We start from the raw sequence: 17994 nt of genomic DNA, 5'->3' as shown, positions 1-17994 counted from the left end.
TCAACGCCTGGCGCCGTCGTTCCAGCGGCTCGCCGGATAGTCGACATAGCCGCCCGCCCCGCCGGTGTAGTACGTGCCCGGGTCGCCCGCCGCCAGCTCACGGTCCAGGGCGAACCGGGCCACGAGGTCGGGGTTGGCCACGAAGTGGGTGGCGTAGGAGACGGCGTCCGCGACCCCGGCCCCGATCACCGCGTTGCCGGTCTCCCGGCCGAAGCCGTGGTTGGCGATCAGCGGGCCGTCGTAGAGGCGGCGGTAGCGGGCGAAGGCGTCGTGGTCCGGGGCGGTGCCGGGCTCGGCGGGGGCCGGTCCCCGCAGATGCAGATAGGCCAGGGGGTGGTCGCACAGCTCCGCTACCAGCGCGTCGTAGTCGGCGAGCGTCCGCTCGTCGGCGGTGAACCGCTCGGCGGTCCAGTACGGCGACAGGCGCACGCCCACCCGGCGGCCGTCCCAGACCGCGGTGGCCGCGTCGACGATCTCCATCAGCAGCCGCCGCCGTCCTGCCGGGTCGCCGCCGTAGGCGTCGCGGCGGCGGTTCAGCCGTGGATTGAGGAACTGAGGGATCAGGAACGAGCCGAGGGCGTGCACCTCGACTCCGTCGAAACCGGCGCGGCGGGCGTTCACCGCGGCCGCGCGGTACTCCGCGACCGTGTCCCGGATGTCGTCGATCGTCATCTCCCGTGGGGTGACCGTGGCCTTGGGCCCGCCGGGGGTGTAGGCCCGCTCGCGGGGGTCGACCGCCGACGGACCGGCCGGAAGGGCGCCCCCGAGGTGGTCGGGGTGCGAGGCGGCGCCGGTGTGCCACAGCTGCAGCACGATCCGGCCGCCGAGGGCGTGGACGACGTCGGTGACCCGGCGCCACCCGCTGATCTGCTCCTCGCTGTAGACGCCGGGGACGTCCGGGAAGCCGATGGCCCGCTCGCTCACCCAGGTCCCCTCGGTGATGATCAGCCCGGCCCCGGCCCGCTGACCGTAGTAGTCCGTGTGCATGCCGTTCGGGACCAGCCCCTCGCCCGTGGCCCGGGCCCGGGTCATGGGCGCCATCACCACCCGGTTGGGCAGTTGGAGGTCCCCCAGCTCCGCGGGGCGCAGCAGCGGCTGGTCCAGGACGGTCGAACAGGTGGTGGTCATGGTGTCTCTCCTCGTCACCTCTGCCGCGTGGCATACGTCGTGGTTACGTCTGGGGAAGTGACGGAGCGCGGCGAGGAAAGGTGACCGATGGACGGGCGGAAACCGGGGAACGGACAGCACCCGCAGGACGGGCTGGCGGAGCGCTTCGAGACCCACCGCGGCCAGTTGCGGGCGGTCGCCTACCGGATGCTCGGCTCGCTCAGCGAGGCGGACGACGCCGTGCAGGAGACATGGCTGCGGCTCAGCCGCGCGGACGCCGAGGCGGTCGGGAACCTGACCGGCTGGCTGCGGACGGTGGTCTCCCGGATCTGCCTGGACATGCTGCGCTCCCGCACCGCGCGCCGGGAGGAGCCGGTCGGCCAGGAGCTGCCCGAGATGGCCCGGGAGACCGGGGACGGCGGCGGTCCGGAGGGCGAGGCGGTGCTGGCCGACTCGGTCGGCAGGGCGCTGCTCGTGGTGCTGGACACGCTGGGCCCGGCCGAGCGGATCGCCTTTGTGCTGCACGATGTGTTCGCGGTGCCGTTCGACCGGATCGCGCCCATCGTGGAGCGCTCACCGGTCGCCGCGAAGAAGCTGGCCAGCCGCGCCCGCCAGAAGGTGCGGGGCATCGCGGCGGTGCCCCGCGCCGAGCTGGACCGGCAGCGGCGCACCGTCGACGCCTTCCTCACCGCCGCCCGCGGCGGTGACATGGAGGCGCTGCTCGCGGTGCTGGACCCGGATGTCGTCCGGCGTGCCGACCGCGCCGCCCTGCCCGAGGGGGTGCCAACGGTCGCCCGTGGTGCGCGGACGGTGGCGGAGGAGACCGCCGGTTTCGCGCCGAGGGCGCGGTTCGCGGAGCCCGCGCTGGTGAACGGGTCCGTAGGGGTAGTCGTGGCCCCGCACGGCCGGCTGCTCCTCGCCCTGACCGTCGCCGTCGAGGACGGGAGGATCGCCGCGTACGAGGTGATCGCCGATCCCGCGCGGCTGAGCCGTCTGGAACTCGGTCTCCTCGACGACGTACGGCCTCACATAGCCTCGGCCCATGAGTGATTTACTGCCGTATCTGATCGTCGCCGGTGTGCTCGCCGCGCTCATGGGCTTCCTCGGCTGGGTGGCCTCCCTCGCCCGGCGCCGTGGCGCCACCGGCGCGGCCCTGCGGGCGGCCCTGGCCTCGCACGACGAGGCGTTCCGGGTGACGGCGTACGACTCCCACCAGGAGATCGTGGCGCAGGCGGAGCGCAAGGCACCGATCCTCTCCCCCGACGGTCAGTGGACGCCGAGCCGCATCGGTGCGGAGGGCCGCCGGCCTTCCGCACTGCGGGCTCCCCGGGCCCGGCGGGGGCTGCTGCGCCGCTGGGGCCGCCGACTCAGGGGGCGCTGAGAGCCCGGCGGGCCCACGCGCGGACCACGCGCCGGAGCCGCATATCGACGCTTTCCCCCTCCCCGCCCCTTCCCGATACTGGGGCGGAGCGCCCCAGACCCCGTTCCGGGGCTCCGTCCCTGGACCCCGAGGCCCGGGGCGGAGCCCATGCCACGGCCACGCGCCGGAGCCGCATATCGACGCTGCGGGAAGGGGGCGAATGCCCGGTCCGGGTGTCTGGGGCAGAGCCATCGGGAAGGGCCGGGACGAGAGCAGCCCGCCGCAGGCGTCACGGTCCGTCGGACGCCCCTAGGACGTCGTCACGGGGTAGTCGGCTCCGAGCGTGACCTCGCGCCAGGTGTCGAAGGTGGCCCTGAGGGAGTCCAGCCGGGCCTGGGCGATGTCGTAGGCGGCCTTGCCCAGCAGCAGCCGCAGCGGGGGTTCCGCCGCCTCCACCGCACCGATGATGGCCTCGGCCGCGCGGGCCGGGTCGCCGGGCTGGCGGCCATAGGTGGCGAGGGTGCCGGTGCGCCGTGCGCCCGCGGTCCCGGCGTAGTCGTCGATGGTGGTGGCGGACTGGCGCATGGAGGGGCCGGACCAGTTGGTGCGGAAGGCGGCGGGTTCGACGATCGTCACCTTGATGCCCAGCGGGGCCACCTCGGCGGCGAGCGATTCGGACAGGCCCTCCACGGCGAACTTGGTGGCGTGGTAATAGCCGGTGGCGCCGAAGGCGGCCAGGCCGCCGAGGGAGGAGATGTTCACGATGTGGCCTGCGCGGCGGGCGCGCATGCCCGGCAGGACCGCGCGGGTGACGTCCACCAAGCCGAAGACATTGGTGTCGAACAGGGCCCTGACCTCCTCGTCCTCGCCCTCCTCGAGCGCGGCGAGGTAGCCGTGGCCCGCGTTGTTGACGAGTACGTCGATGCGGCCGAAGGCGGTCTCCGCCTCCTTCACCGCCTCCGCCACCCGGTCCTTGTCGGTGACGTCGAGCGCCAGGGCCAGCGCGCGGTCTCCGTGACCGGCGACGATGTCGGCCACCTGCCGGGGGTCGCGGGCGGTGACCACCGCGCGGTGGCCGTGGCCGAGGACGGCGGTGGCCAGGGCCCGGCCCAGACCGGTGGAACAGCCGGTGATGAACCAGACGGGCGAGTCATTGACGGTCATGCGGAAGAGTCCTTCGTCGTGGTGCTCATGGGGTCGTGGGGCGCCTCCACCACATCGGCGGTGAGGCTGCCCAGCAGGGCCAGCGCCTGCTCGGACGGGCTGCCCGGCTCGGCCTGGTAGACGATGAGCTGCTGGCCGGGGGCGCTGTTCACGGTCAGTGCCTCGTACTCCAGGGTCAGCTCACCGACCAGGCGGTGCCGGAAGCGCTTGGTCTCATGGGTCTTCTGGCGGATGTCATGGCGGGCCCACAGCCGCCGGAACGCCTCGCTCTTCAGCGAAAGCTCGCCGACGACGGCGATCAGTTCGGGGTCCTCGGCGTCGATTCCGGCCGCCGCGCGGAGCCCGGCGACGGTGTTGACCGCCACCCGCTCCCAGTCGGGGTAGAACTCCCGCGCGTCCGGGTCGAGGAAGACCAGCCGCATCAGATCCCGGCTGTGGGTGTGCCCGTCGAAGAGGGCCCCGCCCAGGGCGTTGTGGGCCAGTACGGTCAGACAGCGGCCCAGGACCACGGCCGGGGTCCGCGGCCAGCCCTCCATCATCCGCAGCAGGGTCGGGCTCACCCGCTCCCGCCGCGCGGCCGGTCGGCGCCGGCCGGGGGCCGGACGGGCCAGCCGATGCAGATGGGCGACCGCGTCCTCCTCCAGCACCAGCGCCCGGGCCAGCGCCTCGACCACCTGCGCCGAGGGATGCCGCTCCCGGCCCTGCTCCAGCCGTATGTAGTAGTCGGTGCTGACCCCGGCCAGCAGGGCGACCTCCTCCCGGCGCAGCCCCGCCACCCGGCGCCGGCCGGCGGGCAGTATGTCCACGTCCTCGGGCCGCACCCGTTCACGGCGGGCACGCAGAAAGCGCCCCAGAGGGTTCTCGCTGTCCATGAAAGCGAGCGTAGACCGCGGAAAGCACGGTCAGGCCCTCGTAAGGTGGCCGCGCTACTCCTAGTCTGGGCCGGGGGTGCCGCCCATGGACCACTACGGGGAGCGCAGGGTCGGCCGGGGGCCGGACGGAGACGGCTGCCCGGTGCGGCGGGGGCCCGACGGGATCTGGCAGGTGTCCGGTTACGAGGAGGCCCGCGCCGTACTCCGCGCCACGGCCACCGTGCAGGCCGGGCTCGGCGTCGAGACGGTGGAGAAGCTGCCGTCCCGGTTCCGGCGGCCGGTGCTCTACCGGGACGGTCCGGAACACCGCGAGGACCGGCGGCAGACCGCCCGGTTCTTCACCCCGCGCCGGGTGGACGAGCACTACCGCGAGGTCATGGTCGAGGTGGCGGAGGCACAGCTCGACACCGTCCGGGAGACCGGCCGGGGCCGCCTCGCCGAGCTGAGCTTCCACCTGGCCATCGAGGTGGCCAGTGCCGTGATCGGCCTCACGGAGAGCCGGCCCGGGATCCGGGGGCGGCTGGAGCGCTTCTTCCCCGAGAAGTTCGGGACACCCGGGCTGACCAGCCTCCACGGGATCCGCTGGCTGGTGCGGCAGAACTCCAACTGGCTGCGGGTCTACTGGGGTGATGTCCGCCCGGCCGTACGGGCCCGGCGCCGTCGGCGGCGCGACGACCTGATCTCCCATCTGCTGGACGAGGGGTGTTCGTCGGGCGAGATCCTGGGGGAATGCCTCACGTTCGCGGCCGCGGGCATGGTCACCACCCGGGAGTTCGTCAATGTGGCCGCGTGGCATCTGTTCGGCGACGCCGCCCTGCTGGCGCGCTACCGGGCCGCCGACGAGCCCGGCCGGATCGCGATCCTCCAGGAGATCCTCCGGCTCGAACCGGTCATCGGCCGGCTCCGCCGCCGTACCACCGCACCGCTCCGGCTGCCCGGCGACGGCCGGGGCCCGGACGCGGAAGTGACCGTCCCGGCCGGGGAGTTGGTCGACGTCCTGCTGCATCACGCCAATCTCGACGCCCGTACGGTGGGCGAGCGGCCGGAGCGGCTGTGTCCGGGCCGCCCGATGGCCGCGGGCGCGGGGGCGCCGGGGCTGTCGTTCGGGGACGGTGCGCACAAATGCCCCGGGGCCACCATCGCGCTTCTGGAGACGGATGTCTTCCTCAGCCGGCTGTTCGCCCTGCCCGGCATCCGTATGGCGGCCCCGCCCAGGGTCGGCTTCAAGGACGGGATCGACAGCTATGAGCTGCGCGGCTGCACGGTCATGCTGACCGGACGGACATGACGAGGGACATGCGAGGGATCTGACCGGCCGGACCCGACCGGCCGGTGGCGGGCGCGGGTCAGCGCGGGTACAGCCGCCGCCGTGAGGTGGTGAAGCGGGCGAGGGCGTCCGGGAGCGGGTCGATGCCGATACCGGGCGCGGTGGGCACCGGGAGGTGGCCGTCCTGGAGGACGAACGGCTCGGTGATGTCCTCGGCGAAGTATCGGCCGGAGGCCGAGGTGTCGCCGGGCAGGGTGCAGCCGGGCAGGGCGGCGAGGGCCAGGTTGGGGGCGCGGCCGATACCGGTCTCCAGCATGCCCCCGCACCACACCGGGACGCCGTGGGCGGCGGCGAGGTCGTGGATGCGGCGGGCCTCCGGATAGCCGCCGACCCGGGCCGGTTTGACGTTGATGACCCGGCAGGCGTCCATCGCGATCGCGGACGCGGCGTCGCGCGCGTTGTGGATGGACTCGTCCAGGCAGACCGGGGTGGTCAGCCGCCGCTGGAGCCGGGCGTGGGCGTGGAGGTTGTTCTCCTCCAGCGGCTCCTCGATGAGCAGCAGCCCGAACTCGTCGAGTTTCCTGAGGTGTTCGGCGTCGGCGAGGGTGTACGCGGTGTTGGCGTCGACCTGAAGCGGCAGCGCCTCGCCGAACCGTTCCCGTACGGCGCGCACCGGCTCCACGTCCCAGCCCGGCTCGATCTTGAGCTTGATGCGCACATAGCCCTCGGCGAGATACCGCTCGACGTCGTCGATCAGCTCGGGGAGGGAGTCCTTGATGCCGACGGACACCCCGGCGGGCACCCGCTCGTGGACCGAGCCGAGGAAGGTGGCCAGCGGCATGCCGTGGGCGCGCAGTTCGGCGTCGAGCAGCGCGGTCTCCAGGGCGGCCTTGGCCAGCTCATGGCCCTTGACGGCGGCCATGGCGGGGGCGAGGGCCGCGGTCGTGGGCGCGGGGAGGGCGGCCACCCGGGGCAGCAGGAAGTCGCGGATCACGATCTCGGCACCGGCGGTGAACTCCGCGCAGTACAGCGGCTCCGGATCGGCGGCGAACTCCGACCAGCCCTCGGCCCGGTCGGTGACAACGTGCAGCAGAAAGGTGTCCTTACTGGTCATCGTCCCGAAGGAGGTACGGAAGGGGGTGATCAGTGGAAGGGCGACCTGGAACAGTTCGGCGCGTTCGAGCCTCATGGCCGCGGGTCCTCTCCGGGGGTGGTCGGGGTGGGGTTCCGGGTGAGCCGGTACCAGCCGTCGCGGGACATCGCGGTGGCCCGGAAGCCCTCGGCGTACGCCTCGGTGAAGACCTCGCGCACGGCGTGCCGCCAGCGCAGTGCCAGGGCCGGGTCGGCGGTGCGCAGCGCGACGATGTCCCCGGGCACCCTGCACCACAGCCGGTCCGCGTGGCGGGCGGCGAGTGGGCCTCCGTCGGGGGCGTGGCGGACGACCGGGGCGGCCGCCCGGTCGTCGGTGTCATCGGCGGGGGTGGGTGCGGGTGCGGGTCGTGCGAGGAGGTCCCAGCGGGCGGTGAGCCGGTCACTCTCGTCGCCGTCGTTCACCCCGTCGTTCATGGGGCCGTAGAGGTCGACCAGGTACTCGGCGCCGACGGCGCCCAGTTTGACCAGGTTGAAGCGGGCGTTACGGGCGACCAGCGGGTCGAAGGTCCAGCGCATGGTGTGGGCCCCGCCCTCCAGGGCCCAGCCGCGCTGGGCCTGTTTGACGGCGTGGCCGACGCCCCGGTCGGAGGCGGTGGCGGCGGCCACGAGCGAGTACACCTCCCGGTCGGCCGGCGGGCCGAAGACCGCGACCGCGGCGCCGGACAGCCGCTCGCCCTCCTGCCCGTCGGGCCCGGTGGTGTACGCGGCGTGCACCGCGCCGCCCGCGTGGACGATGCTGTGCAGCACCTCGGCCGGATAGGGCGGGTTGCTGCGCGGCAGCCGCCACACCTCGGCGAAGAAGTCGGCCACCGCCTGGACACCGGCCACGTCGTGGACGGTGCGGACGGCGACCCCGGCGGCGCGGGCGGCGGCGGTGGCCAGCGCCTCGGCGTCCATCGTCACTGATGTCATGGGCCCGAGTCTCCCGGGGTGTGTCCGCGCTCGGGTTGTCCGGACGCACAAGCGCGACCTAGGGTCCTGTTGCGATCAGCCAATCGCCTCGCGCGTCAGCCCCCTGGAAGGCCCGGTACCACTCATGGACACCCGCACCCTCGGGGAGCTTCTGGACATCCTGGGCGAGCCCGCGCTGCGGCTGGTCACCGCCCCTTCCGGGCTCACCACGCCCGTCACCGAGGTGCTGCTGTACGACGTCCACGCCCCGTTCCCGGACCGGGCGCCCGGCGCCCTGCTGCTGGCGGTCGGGGTGCGGGCGGAGGCGGCCGGGGCGCTGGTGGACGAGGCGGCGGCCGCGCGGATGGCGGGTCTCGTCGTACGCGGTGAGGACGGGCCCTCGTCCGGGCAGGGACCTTCGTCCGGGCAGGGGTCCTCGTCCGGGCACGGCCAGGGGCCCTCGTCCGGGCACGTACACGGGCTCGCGGATGCCGTCACCCGGGCGCGGGAGCGCGGGCTGGCCCTGCTCACCGTCGACGAGGACGCCGCCTGGCACCATGTCCATCTGCTGCTGGCCGGTGCGGTAGGGGCCCGGCCCTCCCCCGCCGGTGGCGCCGCGCTCGGCGACCTGTTCTCGCTCGCCGGCGCCGTGGCCACGGCCGTGGGCGGCGCCACCGTGATCGAGGATCCGCGCCAGCGCATACTCGCCCACTCCACCATCCCCGGCCAGCCCGTGGACGAGCCCAGGCGCCAGGGCATCCTGGGCCGTCAGGTGCCGGACAGCCCGGAGAACACCGAGCAGTACCGGGTGCTGTTCGCGTCCCACGGGCCGGTGCGCCTGCCCGCCCTCAGCGCGGAGGAACTGCCACGGCTGGCCGTCGCCGTACGGGCGGGCGGGGAGACCCTCGGCTCGCTGTGGGTCGTCGACGACGGGACCCTCGCACCGGACGCCGAGGAGGCACTGGCCCAGGGCGCCTCCACGGCCGCCCTGCTCCTGCTGCGGGCGCGGGCGGCACAGGAGCTGTCCCGGCATATGACCGGCGATCTGCTGCGCCGTCTCCTGGACGGCACCGCCGAGCCCGCCACCGCCGCCGAGCGGCTGGGGCTCGCCCCCGGCACACCGGTGCGGGTGGCCGCCTTCGCGCTGGAGGGCGCGGCGGGCGCGCCGGACGGGGAGCAGGCCGCGCTGCGGCTGCTGGATCTCGTACGGCTGCAGTGCGAGGCGCGGTACGGGCGGCATGCCTGTGTGCTGGTCGATGGTGTGGTGTACGCGCTGCTGCCCGTCGCCGACGGTCGGGCCGGGGAACGGCAGCGGCGGCTCGCCGAGGACATCGTGCGCCGCGCCGGGCAGGCCCTGAGGGTGCCGGTGCGGGCCGGTCTTGGCGATGTGGTGCCGGAGGTGGCGGAGGTCCGCGGCTCGCGGGAGGACGCCGATCTGGTGCTGCGGGTGCTCGGCCCGGAGGAGACGGTGGCCGCCATGGCGGAGGTCCGGGCCCGCGCCGTACTCCTCCGGCTCGGCGAACTCCTGGGCGAGCGGCGGGAGTTGGCGGCCGGGGCCTGGCGGGACATCCTGGCGTACGACGCCGGGCACGGCACGGACTATGCCCGGACGCTGGTGTGCTGGCTGGACGCCGGATGCGATATGGCCCGGGCGGCCCGGCTGCTGGCCGTCCACCCCAACACCTGCCGCTACCGGCTGCGGCAGGCGCGGGCGCAGCTGGGCATCGACCTGGACGACCCGGACGAGCGGCTGGTGCTCTGGCTCCAGCTGCGCGCCCTCGCCGGGCTGCGGGGCGCGAGCCCCTGAGCGCTCCTCCGGAGGTGCCCCGAGCTGCCGTCGACCGTCCGCGGCGTCGTCGTGGCTGGTCGCGCCCACGCGGCGGAGCCGCACCTCGGCACAGCCCGCGCCCCTTCGGGGGCGCCTTTCTGCTGAGGGGTGTCCCGCGGTTCAGCCGAGCCAGCCCATGAGCCGCGCCTCGCACTCCCGCAGCTGCTCCACCGGCACGTACTCGCCCGCGGTGTGGGCCAGGGACGGGTCGCCGGGGCCGTAGTTGAGCGCCGGTGTGCCGAGCGCGGCGAAGCGGGCGACATCGGTCCAGCCCAGTTTGGGGCGGGGCGCCACGCCGAGGTACGCCACGAGCGAGGCGGCCGCTTCCCGGTCCAGGCCGGGGAGGGCACCCGGGGTGTTCTCGGTGATCTCGACCTCGTACTCGGGGAAGAGGTCGCGTACGTACGCCTCGGCCTCCCGTGGTGAACGGCTGGGCGCGAAACGCAGGTTGACCGTTATCAGGCACAGGTCGGGCACCACGTTCCCGGCCACGCCCGCGCGCACGGCCACGGCGCTCAGCCCCTCGCGGTACTCCAGCCCGTCGATGGTGATCCGCTCCGCGGTGTGGTCGTCCAGGCGCCGCAGGACGGCGGCGGCGCGGTGGGCGGCGTTGACTCCCTTCCAGGCGCGGGCGGTGTGCGCCCGCTCGCCGCGTACGGCGATGTCCGCCATCAGCACACCCTGGCAGCCCGCCTCGACACCGGCGTCCGAGGGCTCCATGAGAATGGCCAGATCGGCCTGGACCAGCTCGGGGCGCTCCGCGGCGATCCTGGCCAGGCCATTGCGGTCGCCCGCCACTTCCTCGCATTCGTAGAACGCGTAGGTGATGTCGTGCGCGGGCGCGGGGAGTGCCGCCGCGAGCCGGAGGGCGACCGCGACACCGCCCTTCATGTCGCAGGCCCCGAGGCCGTGGAGCAGTCCCCCGTCCAGCCGGGAGGGGAGGTTGTCCGCGGCCGGGACGGTGTCCAGGTGCCCGGCGATGACCACCCTCCGGTCGCGGCCCAGATGGGTGCGGGCCACGACGGAGTGGCCGATCCGCTCGACGGTCAGCCACGGCAGGGCGCGCAGCGCGCTCTCGACGGCGTCGGCGAGCGGGGCCTCATGGCCGCTTTCCGAGGGGATGTCGACCAGGGCACGGGTGAGCGCGAGCACATCGGCGGTGGGGTCGAGCGGGGTCATGGGGTGGTCTCCGGTTCGGGGGCGGGGCGGTTGAGGGTGGAGTGCCGGATGCCGTAGAGCCCGTAGACAGCGAGTCCGACCGCCATCCAGGCGCCGAAGGCGATCCAGGTGTCGGCCCCGAGCCCGTACATCACATACCCGCAGCAGGCCACTCCCAGCAGGGGCGTCACGGGCGCGAGCGGCACCCGGAAGCCGCGCGGCGCGTCCGGCTTGCGCCGGCGCAGGATCAGCACCGCCAGGTTGACCAGGGCGAAGGCGAAGAGGGTGCCGATGCTGGTGGCGTCCGCGAGGTCGCCGAGCGGGATGAGCGCGGCGAGGAGGGCGACGAAGGCGGAGACGATGACGGTGCCCGCGCGCGGCACCCCCGTGCGCCGGTGGACCGTGGAGAAGAGGCCGGGGACGAGCCCGTCGCGGGACATCGAGAACAGGATGCGGATCTGCCCGTACTGCACGGTGAGGACCACGCTGGTGGTGGCGACGACCGCGCCGATGGACAGCAGGATCGGCCACAGCTCGCCACCGCCGACGGAGCTGACGAGGACCTGGCTGAGCGTGGCCTCGGTGCCCTCGAACCGCTGCCAGGGCATCGCGCCGACCGCCGCCAGCGCCACCGCGCAGTACAGAGCGGTGACCAGCCCGAGCGAGAGGACGATGGCGCGCGGCAGATCGCGCTGTGGGTGCTTGGCCTCCTCCCCCGCCGTGGAGGCGGCGTCGAAGCCGATGTAGGAGAAGAAGAGCGAGGAGGCGCCCGCGGTCATCCCGGCCGTGCCGAGGGGGAAGAGCGGCCGGAAGTTCCCGGCGTGGAAGGCGGTGAAGGCCACCGCGCAGAAGATGACGAGCGCTGCCAGCTTCACCGCCACCATCACGGTGTTGACCACGGCGCTCTCCCGGGCGCCGCGCAGCAGCACCACCATGGCGAGGACGACGATGGCGGCGGCGGGGACGTTCAGCACCCCGCCGTCGCCGGGCGGGGCGGCGAGCGCGTCGGGCAGGGTCCGGCCGACGGTCAGCTGGAGCAGTTCATTGACGTACTGGCCCCAGCCGACCGCGACCGCGGCCACGGAGACGCCGTACTCCAGGATCAGACACCAGCCGCACACCCAGGCCACCAGCTCGCCCAAGGTGGCGTAGGTGTAGCTGTACGAGGACCCGGCGCCCGGGATCATGCCCGCGAGCTCGGCGTAGGACAGGGCGGAGAACAGCGCGGTGACCCCGGCGAGGACGAAGGAGAGCACCACCGCCGGGCCCGCCTGGGGCACCGCCTCGCCGAGCACCACGAAGATCCCGGTGCCGAGCGTGGCACCGACGCTGAGCAGGGTGAGCTGGGTCAGGCCCAGGGTGCGGCGGAGCGGGCCGCCACCGGCCTCGGCGACCAGCTCCGCCACCTCCCGGCGGCGGGTCAGCCTGCCGACCGGGCCGGTGGCCTGCCCCGGGGTCCGCCGGCCGTGCGGTTGTGTTCGCACACCGTTCACATTGCCTCCCTTGTCCGCGCCGCCGCGCTGTACGGCCCCTGATGATGCGGAAGGGAGCGGGCGGGGAGGTGCACGCATCGGCCAAAGACCCGGCCGTGGCTTTGACCGTTCGGCCAAGGCCGACCGCGGCTACGCCGTCCGCGAGCGGCCCAGCAGCGCCAGGGAGCAGACGAGGGACACGGCCACCAGCACCATCTGGTAGATCACGACCGGCACGATCGATCCGCCGGTCGAGTGCAGCAGCCACTCGCCGACCAGGGGCGCCGTACCGCCGATGAGCGCCGAGCACAGCTGGTAGGAGAGGGAGATACCGGTGTAGCGCACCGAGATCGGGAAGGCCGCGGCGAGCAGTCCGGCCAGGATCGCGTAGTTCATCGCGCCGGTGATGCCCAGCAGGGAGATGCCGAGCCCCACGACGACCGGCTGGGTCGTCGAGACACAGGCGTACATCACCGGTACCAGAGCGAAGTTGAGGCCCAGCAGGGCCGCCACGGTGCGGCGCGGGCCGAAGCGGGCGGCCAGCATCACCCCGAAGGGCTGGGTGATGAACTGGACCACGCTGTAGACGAGCAGCACGTTCAGCATGGTGGAGCGCTCCATGCCGAGGCTGTCCGTGGACCAGGACAGGACGAAGGTGGTGATGAAGTAGGTGGCGGCGATGCCGATGGAGCTGGCGAGCACGCCGAGTGCGAGGGATCCGGGGTGGCCGGTGACCAGCTCCCGCAGGGGCACCTTCGCGACCCGCTTCTCGTCGCGCAGCCGGGCGAACTCCGGGGACTCCTCGACCTTGAGGCGCACCACCAGGCCGATGACCACCATCACGGCGGAGAAGAGGAACGGTACGCGCCAGCCCCAGGCGTCGAAGTCGTCGTCCGGAAGCTGGGTGAGCAGCGCGAACATCCCGGTGGCCAGGATCGATCCGGCCGGGGACCCCTGCTGGGCGAAGGCGCCGAACGACAGAGCCTTCTCCTTGGGCGCGTGTTCGCTGGCGATGAGGACGGCGCCGCCCCATTCGCCGCCGACCGCGATGCCCTGCACCATGCGCAGCAGCACCAGCGCGATCGGCGCGGCGACGCCGACCTCGTCGTAGCCGGGGAGCAGCCCGATCAGGGTGGTGGCGATGCCCATCATCAGCAACGTGGTGACCAGGGTCTTCTTTCGGCCGATCCGGTCGCCGAGGTGGCCGAAGACGATGCCGCCGATCGGCCGGGCGAGGAAGCCGAGCCACAGGCTGCCGAACGCCTGCAGCGCGCCGGTGGTGTCACCGCCACCACCGAAGAAGATCCTGCCGAGGACGAGCGCGGAGGCGGTGGAGTAGATGTAGAAGTCGTACCACTCGACGGTGGTGCCGATGAACGAGGCGAGACCGGCCTTGCGGGCGGTCCGCTCGCGGTCGGTGACCGGGGCGCGGTCGGTGGCCGCGGCGGTGGCGGTGGGCTTGCTCATGGTCAGCGTCCAGATATGCGGTCGGCGAGACGGGCGATGGGCGATGTGGTGGTGCGGCCGGAGGACTCCGAGCGGTCGGCGGCGCGGTACGCGGCGTACATGCCGTGCACCCCGATCCACCGGAACGGTTCGGGCTCCCAGCGCCGGGTGCGGTGGCCGACCCAGGGCAGCGCGGTCAGCTCGGTGGAGTGGCCGAGCAGCAGATCGCGCAGGGTGCGTCCGGCGAGGTTGGTGGCGGCCACGCCATGGCCGACGTATCCACCGGCGAAGCCGATGCCGGTGGCGGGGTCGTAGCCGATCGAGGCGCACCAGTCGCGGGGCACGGCCAGCACCCCCGACCAGGCGTGGTCGATGGCGGCCTCGGCGGTGTCCGGGAAGAGGCCGGTGAGGATCCGCCGCAGGGCGCGCACGGTGTCCGCGCTGGTCTGCCCCGCCCGGTCGGTGCGGGAGCCGAACGTGTAGGGCACGCCGCGGCCGCCGATGGCGATACGGCCGTCCGCGGTGCGCTGTCCGTAGGTGTACGCGTGCGTGGCGTCGCTGAGGAGTTCCTGCCCCTCCCAGCCGAGCCGCTTCCACAGCTCGTCGGGGAGCGGTTCGGTGACGATCATCGAGGAGTTCATCGGCAGCCAGGTGCGCCGCTCGCCCTCGATACCGCTGGTGAAGCCCTCGGTGGCGCGGACGATCCGGTCCGCGCGGATGGTGCCGAACGGGGTGCCGACCCGGCCGGGGGCGATGGCGGTGACCGGGGTGGACCCCAGGATCCGCACACCCCGCGCCTCCACCGCGGCGGCCAGGCCGCGCACCAGCTTGGCGGGGTGGACCCGGGCGCAGTGCGGATTGTGGTAGCCCGCCAGCGCCCCGTCCAGGCGCAGCCGCTCGGCGAGCCGGGGTGCGCTCAGCCACTCCAGGTCCTGCCCGCCCCAGTGGCTCAGCTGGTCGTACGCGGCGCGCAGCCGGGGCAGTTGGGCGGCGCCGTGGGCGACGGTGAGATAGCCGCTCTTGACGATGTCGGCCTCGATGCCCTCGGTACGGGCCACCGAGATCACCTCGTCCACGGTGTGGATCATCTCCCGCTGGAGGGCGATCACGGCCTCGCGCCCGCGCTTCCTCGCATAGGTCCCGGCCGACCCGGCGATCTTGCAGCTGAGCCAGCCGGCGTTCCGCCCCGAGGCGCCGAATCCGGCGAACTCCCGCTCCACGACGGTGATGTCGAGATCGGGGGCGGCCTGTTTGAGGTAGTACGCGGTCCATAGCCCGGTGAAGCCCCCGCCCACGACGCACACATCGGTGGCGAGGTCGCCGTCGAGCGGCGGACGCCGTTCGGGGAAGCCGGTCTGGCGGTACCAGAAGGACACATTTCCGTTCAGCACTGCGGCACTCAGCCAATCGTGGTCGAACGGCCGCTGGTCGGGCGGCCTGGGATGGCCCCGGTTTCGTCGCGGATCGAAGTGGCTCGAGGAGGTGAGAGATATGAGGAGGGGTGGGTCAGTAGCTGGGTGGGCTGATCACCCACAGCACCCGGGCGGCTGCCCCGGCCGTCTCGCTCAACCGGTGGGGTACGGCCGAGGAGTAGCGGATGCTGTCACCGGCCCCGAGGGTGAAGGAGCGCTCGCCGAGCTGGAGTTGGACGGTGCCCTCGAGGACGTACAGGAACTCCTCCGAGTCGCCGTGGCTGTAGAGGGTCTCTCCCGTGGAGCCATGGGCGTCGAACTCCCCCAGGAACACTTCGAGATGGTGCTGCGGCCCCGGTGTCAGCCGGAACTTGCGCCCGCCGAGCACCCCGAGGGCGAGCCGGGGCGCCTCCTCGGCGCGCAGCACGCTCGGGCCGCTGGTGAAGTCGTCGCCGAACAGATCGGCCACCTTCAGGCCGAGCGCGGCGGCGACCTGCTGGAGGGTGGCGATGCTGGGATTGGCCTGTCCGCGCTCTATCTGGCTGAGATAGCCCTCGCTGATCCCGGCGGCCTCGGCGACGGTCCGCAGCGTCAGCCGGCGCGCCTTGCGCAGCGCGCGCAGCCGGTCGCCCACGGACTCGTCGCCGGTTCCCGCGGCCCGGTCCGTGGCGTGTTCGTTCTCCATGGCCGCACACGTTAAGAGCGCTGAGCGGGTGGCACAAGAGTCTGAACTGAAAACTCAGAAATCTTTACTGGCCGGATCCCGCGCTCAGTCCGTCCAGGGTGAGGTCGAGAAGGCGGTCCGCCTGCTCCCGCTGTTCGGGCTTCCCCGAGGCGAGGGCGATGCCGGTGAGGGCGGCGAACATGTCGGTGGCGGTGACGTCCGACCGGATCACACCGGCCGCGACGGCGGCGTCCATCAACCGTGAGAGCGCGTCCTGGATCATCTCGTGGCTCTGCGCGTACGGATTGACGCCCGACGCGACCACGCCCCGCAGCGCGTCCGCCATGCCCAGCTTGGCGTTGGCGTAGTCCATGAAGCGGGCCAGCCACGTCCGCAGGGCCTCGCGCGGGGGCAGGGCCGCCAGCAGTTCGGGGGCGGCGGCGCAGAGCCGGGCCAGCTCATTGCGGTAGGCGGCCTCGATCAGCAGCTCACGGGTCGGGAAGTTCCGGTAGAGGGTGCCGGTACCCACGCCCGCCTCCTTGGCGATGCGCTCCAGGTGGGCGTCCAGCCCCTCCTCGGCGAACACCCGCACCGCGGCGGAGAGGATCTTCTCCCGGTTGCGCTGTGCGTCGGCCCGCAGCGGGCGCCCTGGATCCCTGGCCATCGGCGACTCTCCTCATTCCCCGGTTGCTAAGTGGAGGCACACCCACTTAGTGTGAGGTGAAGTGGCGGCGCCTCCACTTCTCACTGTAGGCCATCGCCGCCTCCTCCTTTCCCCCTGCCCTCCTGCAACGTTTCCCTGAAAGGAACCCCCATGACATCGGGTATCGAAGGCAAGGTCGTCGCCATTACGGGCGCGAGCAGCGGTATCGGCGAGGCGACAGCGCTGCTGCTGGCCGAGCGCGGCGCCAAGGTCGTCCTCGCGGCGCGGCGGTCGGACCGCATCGAGGCGCTGGCGGCCCGGATCGCCGGTTCGGGCGGCGAGGCCGTCGCCGTCGTCACGGATGTGAAGCGGCGCACGGATCTGTCCCGTCTGGTCGCGACGGCACGCGAGCGGTACGGAAAGCTGGACGTCCTGGTCAGCAACGCCGGTATCAGCCCGATCTCCGCCCTCGACGATCTGCGCGTCGAGGACTGGGAGGCGATGGTCGACGTCAACATCAAGGGCGTGCTGTACGGCATCGCCGAGGCCCTGCCCGTCTTCCGTGAGCAGGGCTTCGGGCATTTCGTGCACACCCTCTCCACCGCCGGGCTGAGCATCGTCCCGACGATGGCGGTCTACGCCGGCACCAAGAACGCCGTACGCGCCATCTCCGAAGGGCTGCGCCAGGAGGCCGGCGAGACGCTGCGGGTGACCACCGTCTCGCCGGGGTTCATCCGGACGGAGCTCGCGGATTCCATCACCGACCCGGACGCGAGGAGCGGGATCCAGGCCGGCATGGACAAGATCGCGATCTCCCCGGACGCCATCGCCCGCGCCATCGCGTTCGCCATCGAGCAGCCGGCCGGTGTCGACGTCGGCGAGATCGTGGTCCGTCCCACCGCGCAGAGCTGAGCTCCACGCCCGGGGGGGGGGCAACCGGCGGGTACGGTACGCGGCACGATCCCCTTTCGGGCGGCGCCGGGGAATAACGGCGCGGATGTTCCGGTGGAATATTCGTTCACGATCGCCTTTCATTCGGTGCGGAGTGCAGACGATTGAGTGCGTGACGTGCGCTCACGGCACCGATACCGTCCAGATCACGAAGCTGACGCGCGGAGAAACCGGAGAGTAGTTCGAGATTATCGATACCGGCCCTGAGTAATGCGTTGGCCAAACGATGTCCGATTCTGTCGTGTCCGAGGGCATCGAAGAGTTCGCCTCCCTCACAGGAACCGCAGCGTCGTCCGGGTACGCTCGACGCCATTTCCCGGGCGCCGCACCCACCGCACATATCGATCACCCGGCCATCCCATCGCGCCCTCGACCAGCTCATTTGGACGATGACTTCGCGAAGCGCACCCACGCTGTCGGCCGCTGAGGAGGAATGAGTGGCGCCACAGATGTCACATCGAATGGTGATCGAATGGCTCATGTGAGCATGATGGCAGAGAGCCTTCCCACCAGCCTTCCCCGTCATCACTTTGCGGCCGCTCAGCCGCCCATGGGACATGCGTTTCTCACAGCCGCTTGATGACAAATGCGACTGTTACCCCGCCCG

At 72.7% G+C, this 17994-nt stretch carries 17 protein-coding genes; 5 read left to right on the top strand and 12 right to left on the bottom strand.

Annotated features, from left to right (window positions below):
* The gene (locus ACMTAK_RS48180) at positions 1–1128 is read right to left on the bottom strand and encodes an alkene reductase (RefSeq protein WP_413812039.1); all 1128 of its coding nucleotides are present in this window, start codon (positions 1126–1128) and stop codon (positions 1–3) included.
* Between the two features lie 87 nt (positions 1129–1215).
* On the opposite strand from ACMTAK_RS48180, the gene ACMTAK_RS48175 reads away from it, so the two are divergent.
* Positions 1216–2157, top strand: coding sequence for a sigma-70 family RNA polymerase sigma factor (locus ACMTAK_RS48175; RefSeq protein WP_413812038.1), 942 nt, complete (start codon positions 1216–1218; stop codon positions 2155–2157).
* Entirely contained in the window at positions 2150–2488 is a 339-nt protein-coding gene (locus tag ACMTAK_RS48170; protein ID WP_413812037.1) for a hypothetical protein, read from the top strand. Before ACMTAK_RS48175 ends, ACMTAK_RS48170 begins: the two co-directional genes overlap by 8 nt.
* A gap of 288 nt (positions 2489–2776) precedes the next feature.
* Here the strand turns inward: ACMTAK_RS48170 and ACMTAK_RS48165 are convergent, their stop codons facing one another.
* Positions 2777–3631: an oxidoreductase gene (locus tag ACMTAK_RS48165; RefSeq protein WP_413812036.1), complete on the bottom strand. Its 855-nt coding sequence runs from the start codon at positions 3629–3631 to the stop codon at positions 2777–2779.
* Entirely contained in the window at positions 3628–4503 is an 876-nt protein-coding gene (locus ACMTAK_RS48160) for a helix-turn-helix transcriptional regulator (RefSeq protein WP_413812035.1), read from the bottom strand. Before ACMTAK_RS48160 ends, ACMTAK_RS48165 begins: the two co-directional genes overlap by 4 nt.
* Before the next feature lie 85 nt (positions 4504–4588).
* Here ACMTAK_RS48160 and ACMTAK_RS48155 point away from each other — a divergent pair, with 85 nt between their 5' ends.
* Entirely contained in the window at positions 4589–5791 is a 1203-nt protein-coding gene (locus tag ACMTAK_RS48155) for a cytochrome P450 (RefSeq protein WP_413812034.1), read from the top strand.
* A gap of 58 nt (positions 5792–5849) precedes the next feature.
* Here the strand turns inward: ACMTAK_RS48155 and menC are convergent, their stop codons facing one another.
* On the bottom strand, positions 5850–6959 hold the full coding sequence (gene menC / locus ACMTAK_RS48150) for an o-succinylbenzoate synthase (protein WP_413812033.1): 1110 nt from the start codon (positions 6957–6959) through the stop codon (positions 5850–5852).
* Positions 6956–7834, bottom strand: a complete 879-nt coding sequence (locus ACMTAK_RS48145; protein ID WP_413812032.1) for a chorismate synthase — start codon at positions 7832–7834, stop codon at positions 6956–6958. Before ACMTAK_RS48145 ends, menC begins: the two co-directional genes overlap by 4 nt.
* Positions 7835–7958: 124 nt before the next feature.
* Between ACMTAK_RS48145 and ACMTAK_RS48140 the strand changes: the two genes are divergently transcribed.
* Entirely contained in the window at positions 7959–9620 is a 1662-nt protein-coding gene (locus ACMTAK_RS48140; protein WP_413812031.1) for a PucR family transcriptional regulator, read from the top strand.
* A gap of 141 nt (positions 9621–9761) precedes the next feature.
* Here the strand turns inward: ACMTAK_RS48140 and dapE are convergent, their stop codons facing one another.
* From dapE to ACMTAK_RS48110, 6 genes are all read right to left on the bottom strand, one after another.
* A complete protein-coding gene (gene dapE, locus ACMTAK_RS48135) occupies positions 9762–10820 on the bottom strand; it encodes a succinyl-diaminopimelate desuccinylase (protein ID WP_413812030.1) in 1059 nt (352 codons plus the stop codon).
* On the bottom strand, positions 10817–12283 hold the full coding sequence (locus ACMTAK_RS48130) for an amino acid permease (RefSeq protein WP_413812029.1): 1467 nt from the start codon (positions 12281–12283) through the stop codon (positions 10817–10819). The genes dapE and ACMTAK_RS48130 overlap by 4 nt, the downstream gene beginning before the upstream one ends.
* Before the next feature lie 138 nt (positions 12284–12421).
* The gene (locus ACMTAK_RS48125) at positions 12422–13738 is read right to left on the bottom strand and encodes an MFS transporter (protein WP_413812028.1); all 1317 of its coding nucleotides are present in this window, start codon (positions 13736–13738) and stop codon (positions 12422–12424) included.
* Between the two features lie 2 nt (positions 13739–13740).
* Positions 13741–15108 carry an NAD(P)/FAD-dependent oxidoreductase gene (locus tag ACMTAK_RS48120; RefSeq protein ID WP_413812027.1) on the bottom strand — a complete coding sequence of 456 codons (1368 nt, stop codon included), beginning with the start codon at positions 15106–15108 and terminating at the stop codon, positions 13741–13743.
* 115 nt (positions 15109–15223) lie between these two features.
* Positions 15224–15814 carry a helix-turn-helix domain-containing protein gene (locus ACMTAK_RS48115; protein ID WP_413812026.1) on the bottom strand — a complete coding sequence of 197 codons (591 nt, stop codon included), beginning with the start codon at positions 15812–15814 and terminating at the stop codon, positions 15224–15226.
* Between the two features lie 64 nt (positions 15815–15878).
* The gene (locus tag ACMTAK_RS48110) at positions 15879–16457 is read right to left on the bottom strand and encodes a TetR/AcrR family transcriptional regulator (protein WP_413812025.1); all 579 of its coding nucleotides are present in this window, start codon (positions 16455–16457) and stop codon (positions 15879–15881) included.
* Positions 16458–16607: 150 nt separating this feature from the next.
* Here ACMTAK_RS48110 and ACMTAK_RS48105 point away from each other — a divergent pair, with 150 nt between their 5' ends.
* Positions 16608–17348, top strand: coding sequence for an SDR family oxidoreductase (locus tag ACMTAK_RS48105; protein WP_413812024.1), 741 nt, complete (start codon positions 16608–16610; stop codon positions 17346–17348).
* A 106-nt stretch (positions 17349–17454) separates the two neighbouring features.
* On the opposite strand, the gene ACMTAK_RS48100 is transcribed toward ACMTAK_RS48105, so the two are convergent.
* Positions 17455–17868 (bottom strand): hypothetical protein, encoded by a 414-nt coding sequence (locus ACMTAK_RS48100; RefSeq protein WP_413812023.1) that lies wholly within the window; start codon positions 17866–17868, stop codon positions 17455–17457.
* Positions 17869–17994 lie beyond the last annotated feature (126 nt).

This window comes from Streptomyces lacaronensis, assembly GCF_047337785.1.
Taxonomy (GTDB): Bacteria; Actinomycetota; Actinomycetes; order Streptomycetales; family Streptomycetaceae; genus Streptomyces; species Streptomyces lycopersici.
Note: the sequence above shows the minus strand (reverse complement) of the source record. Positions and strands in the feature narration are given on the sequence as shown.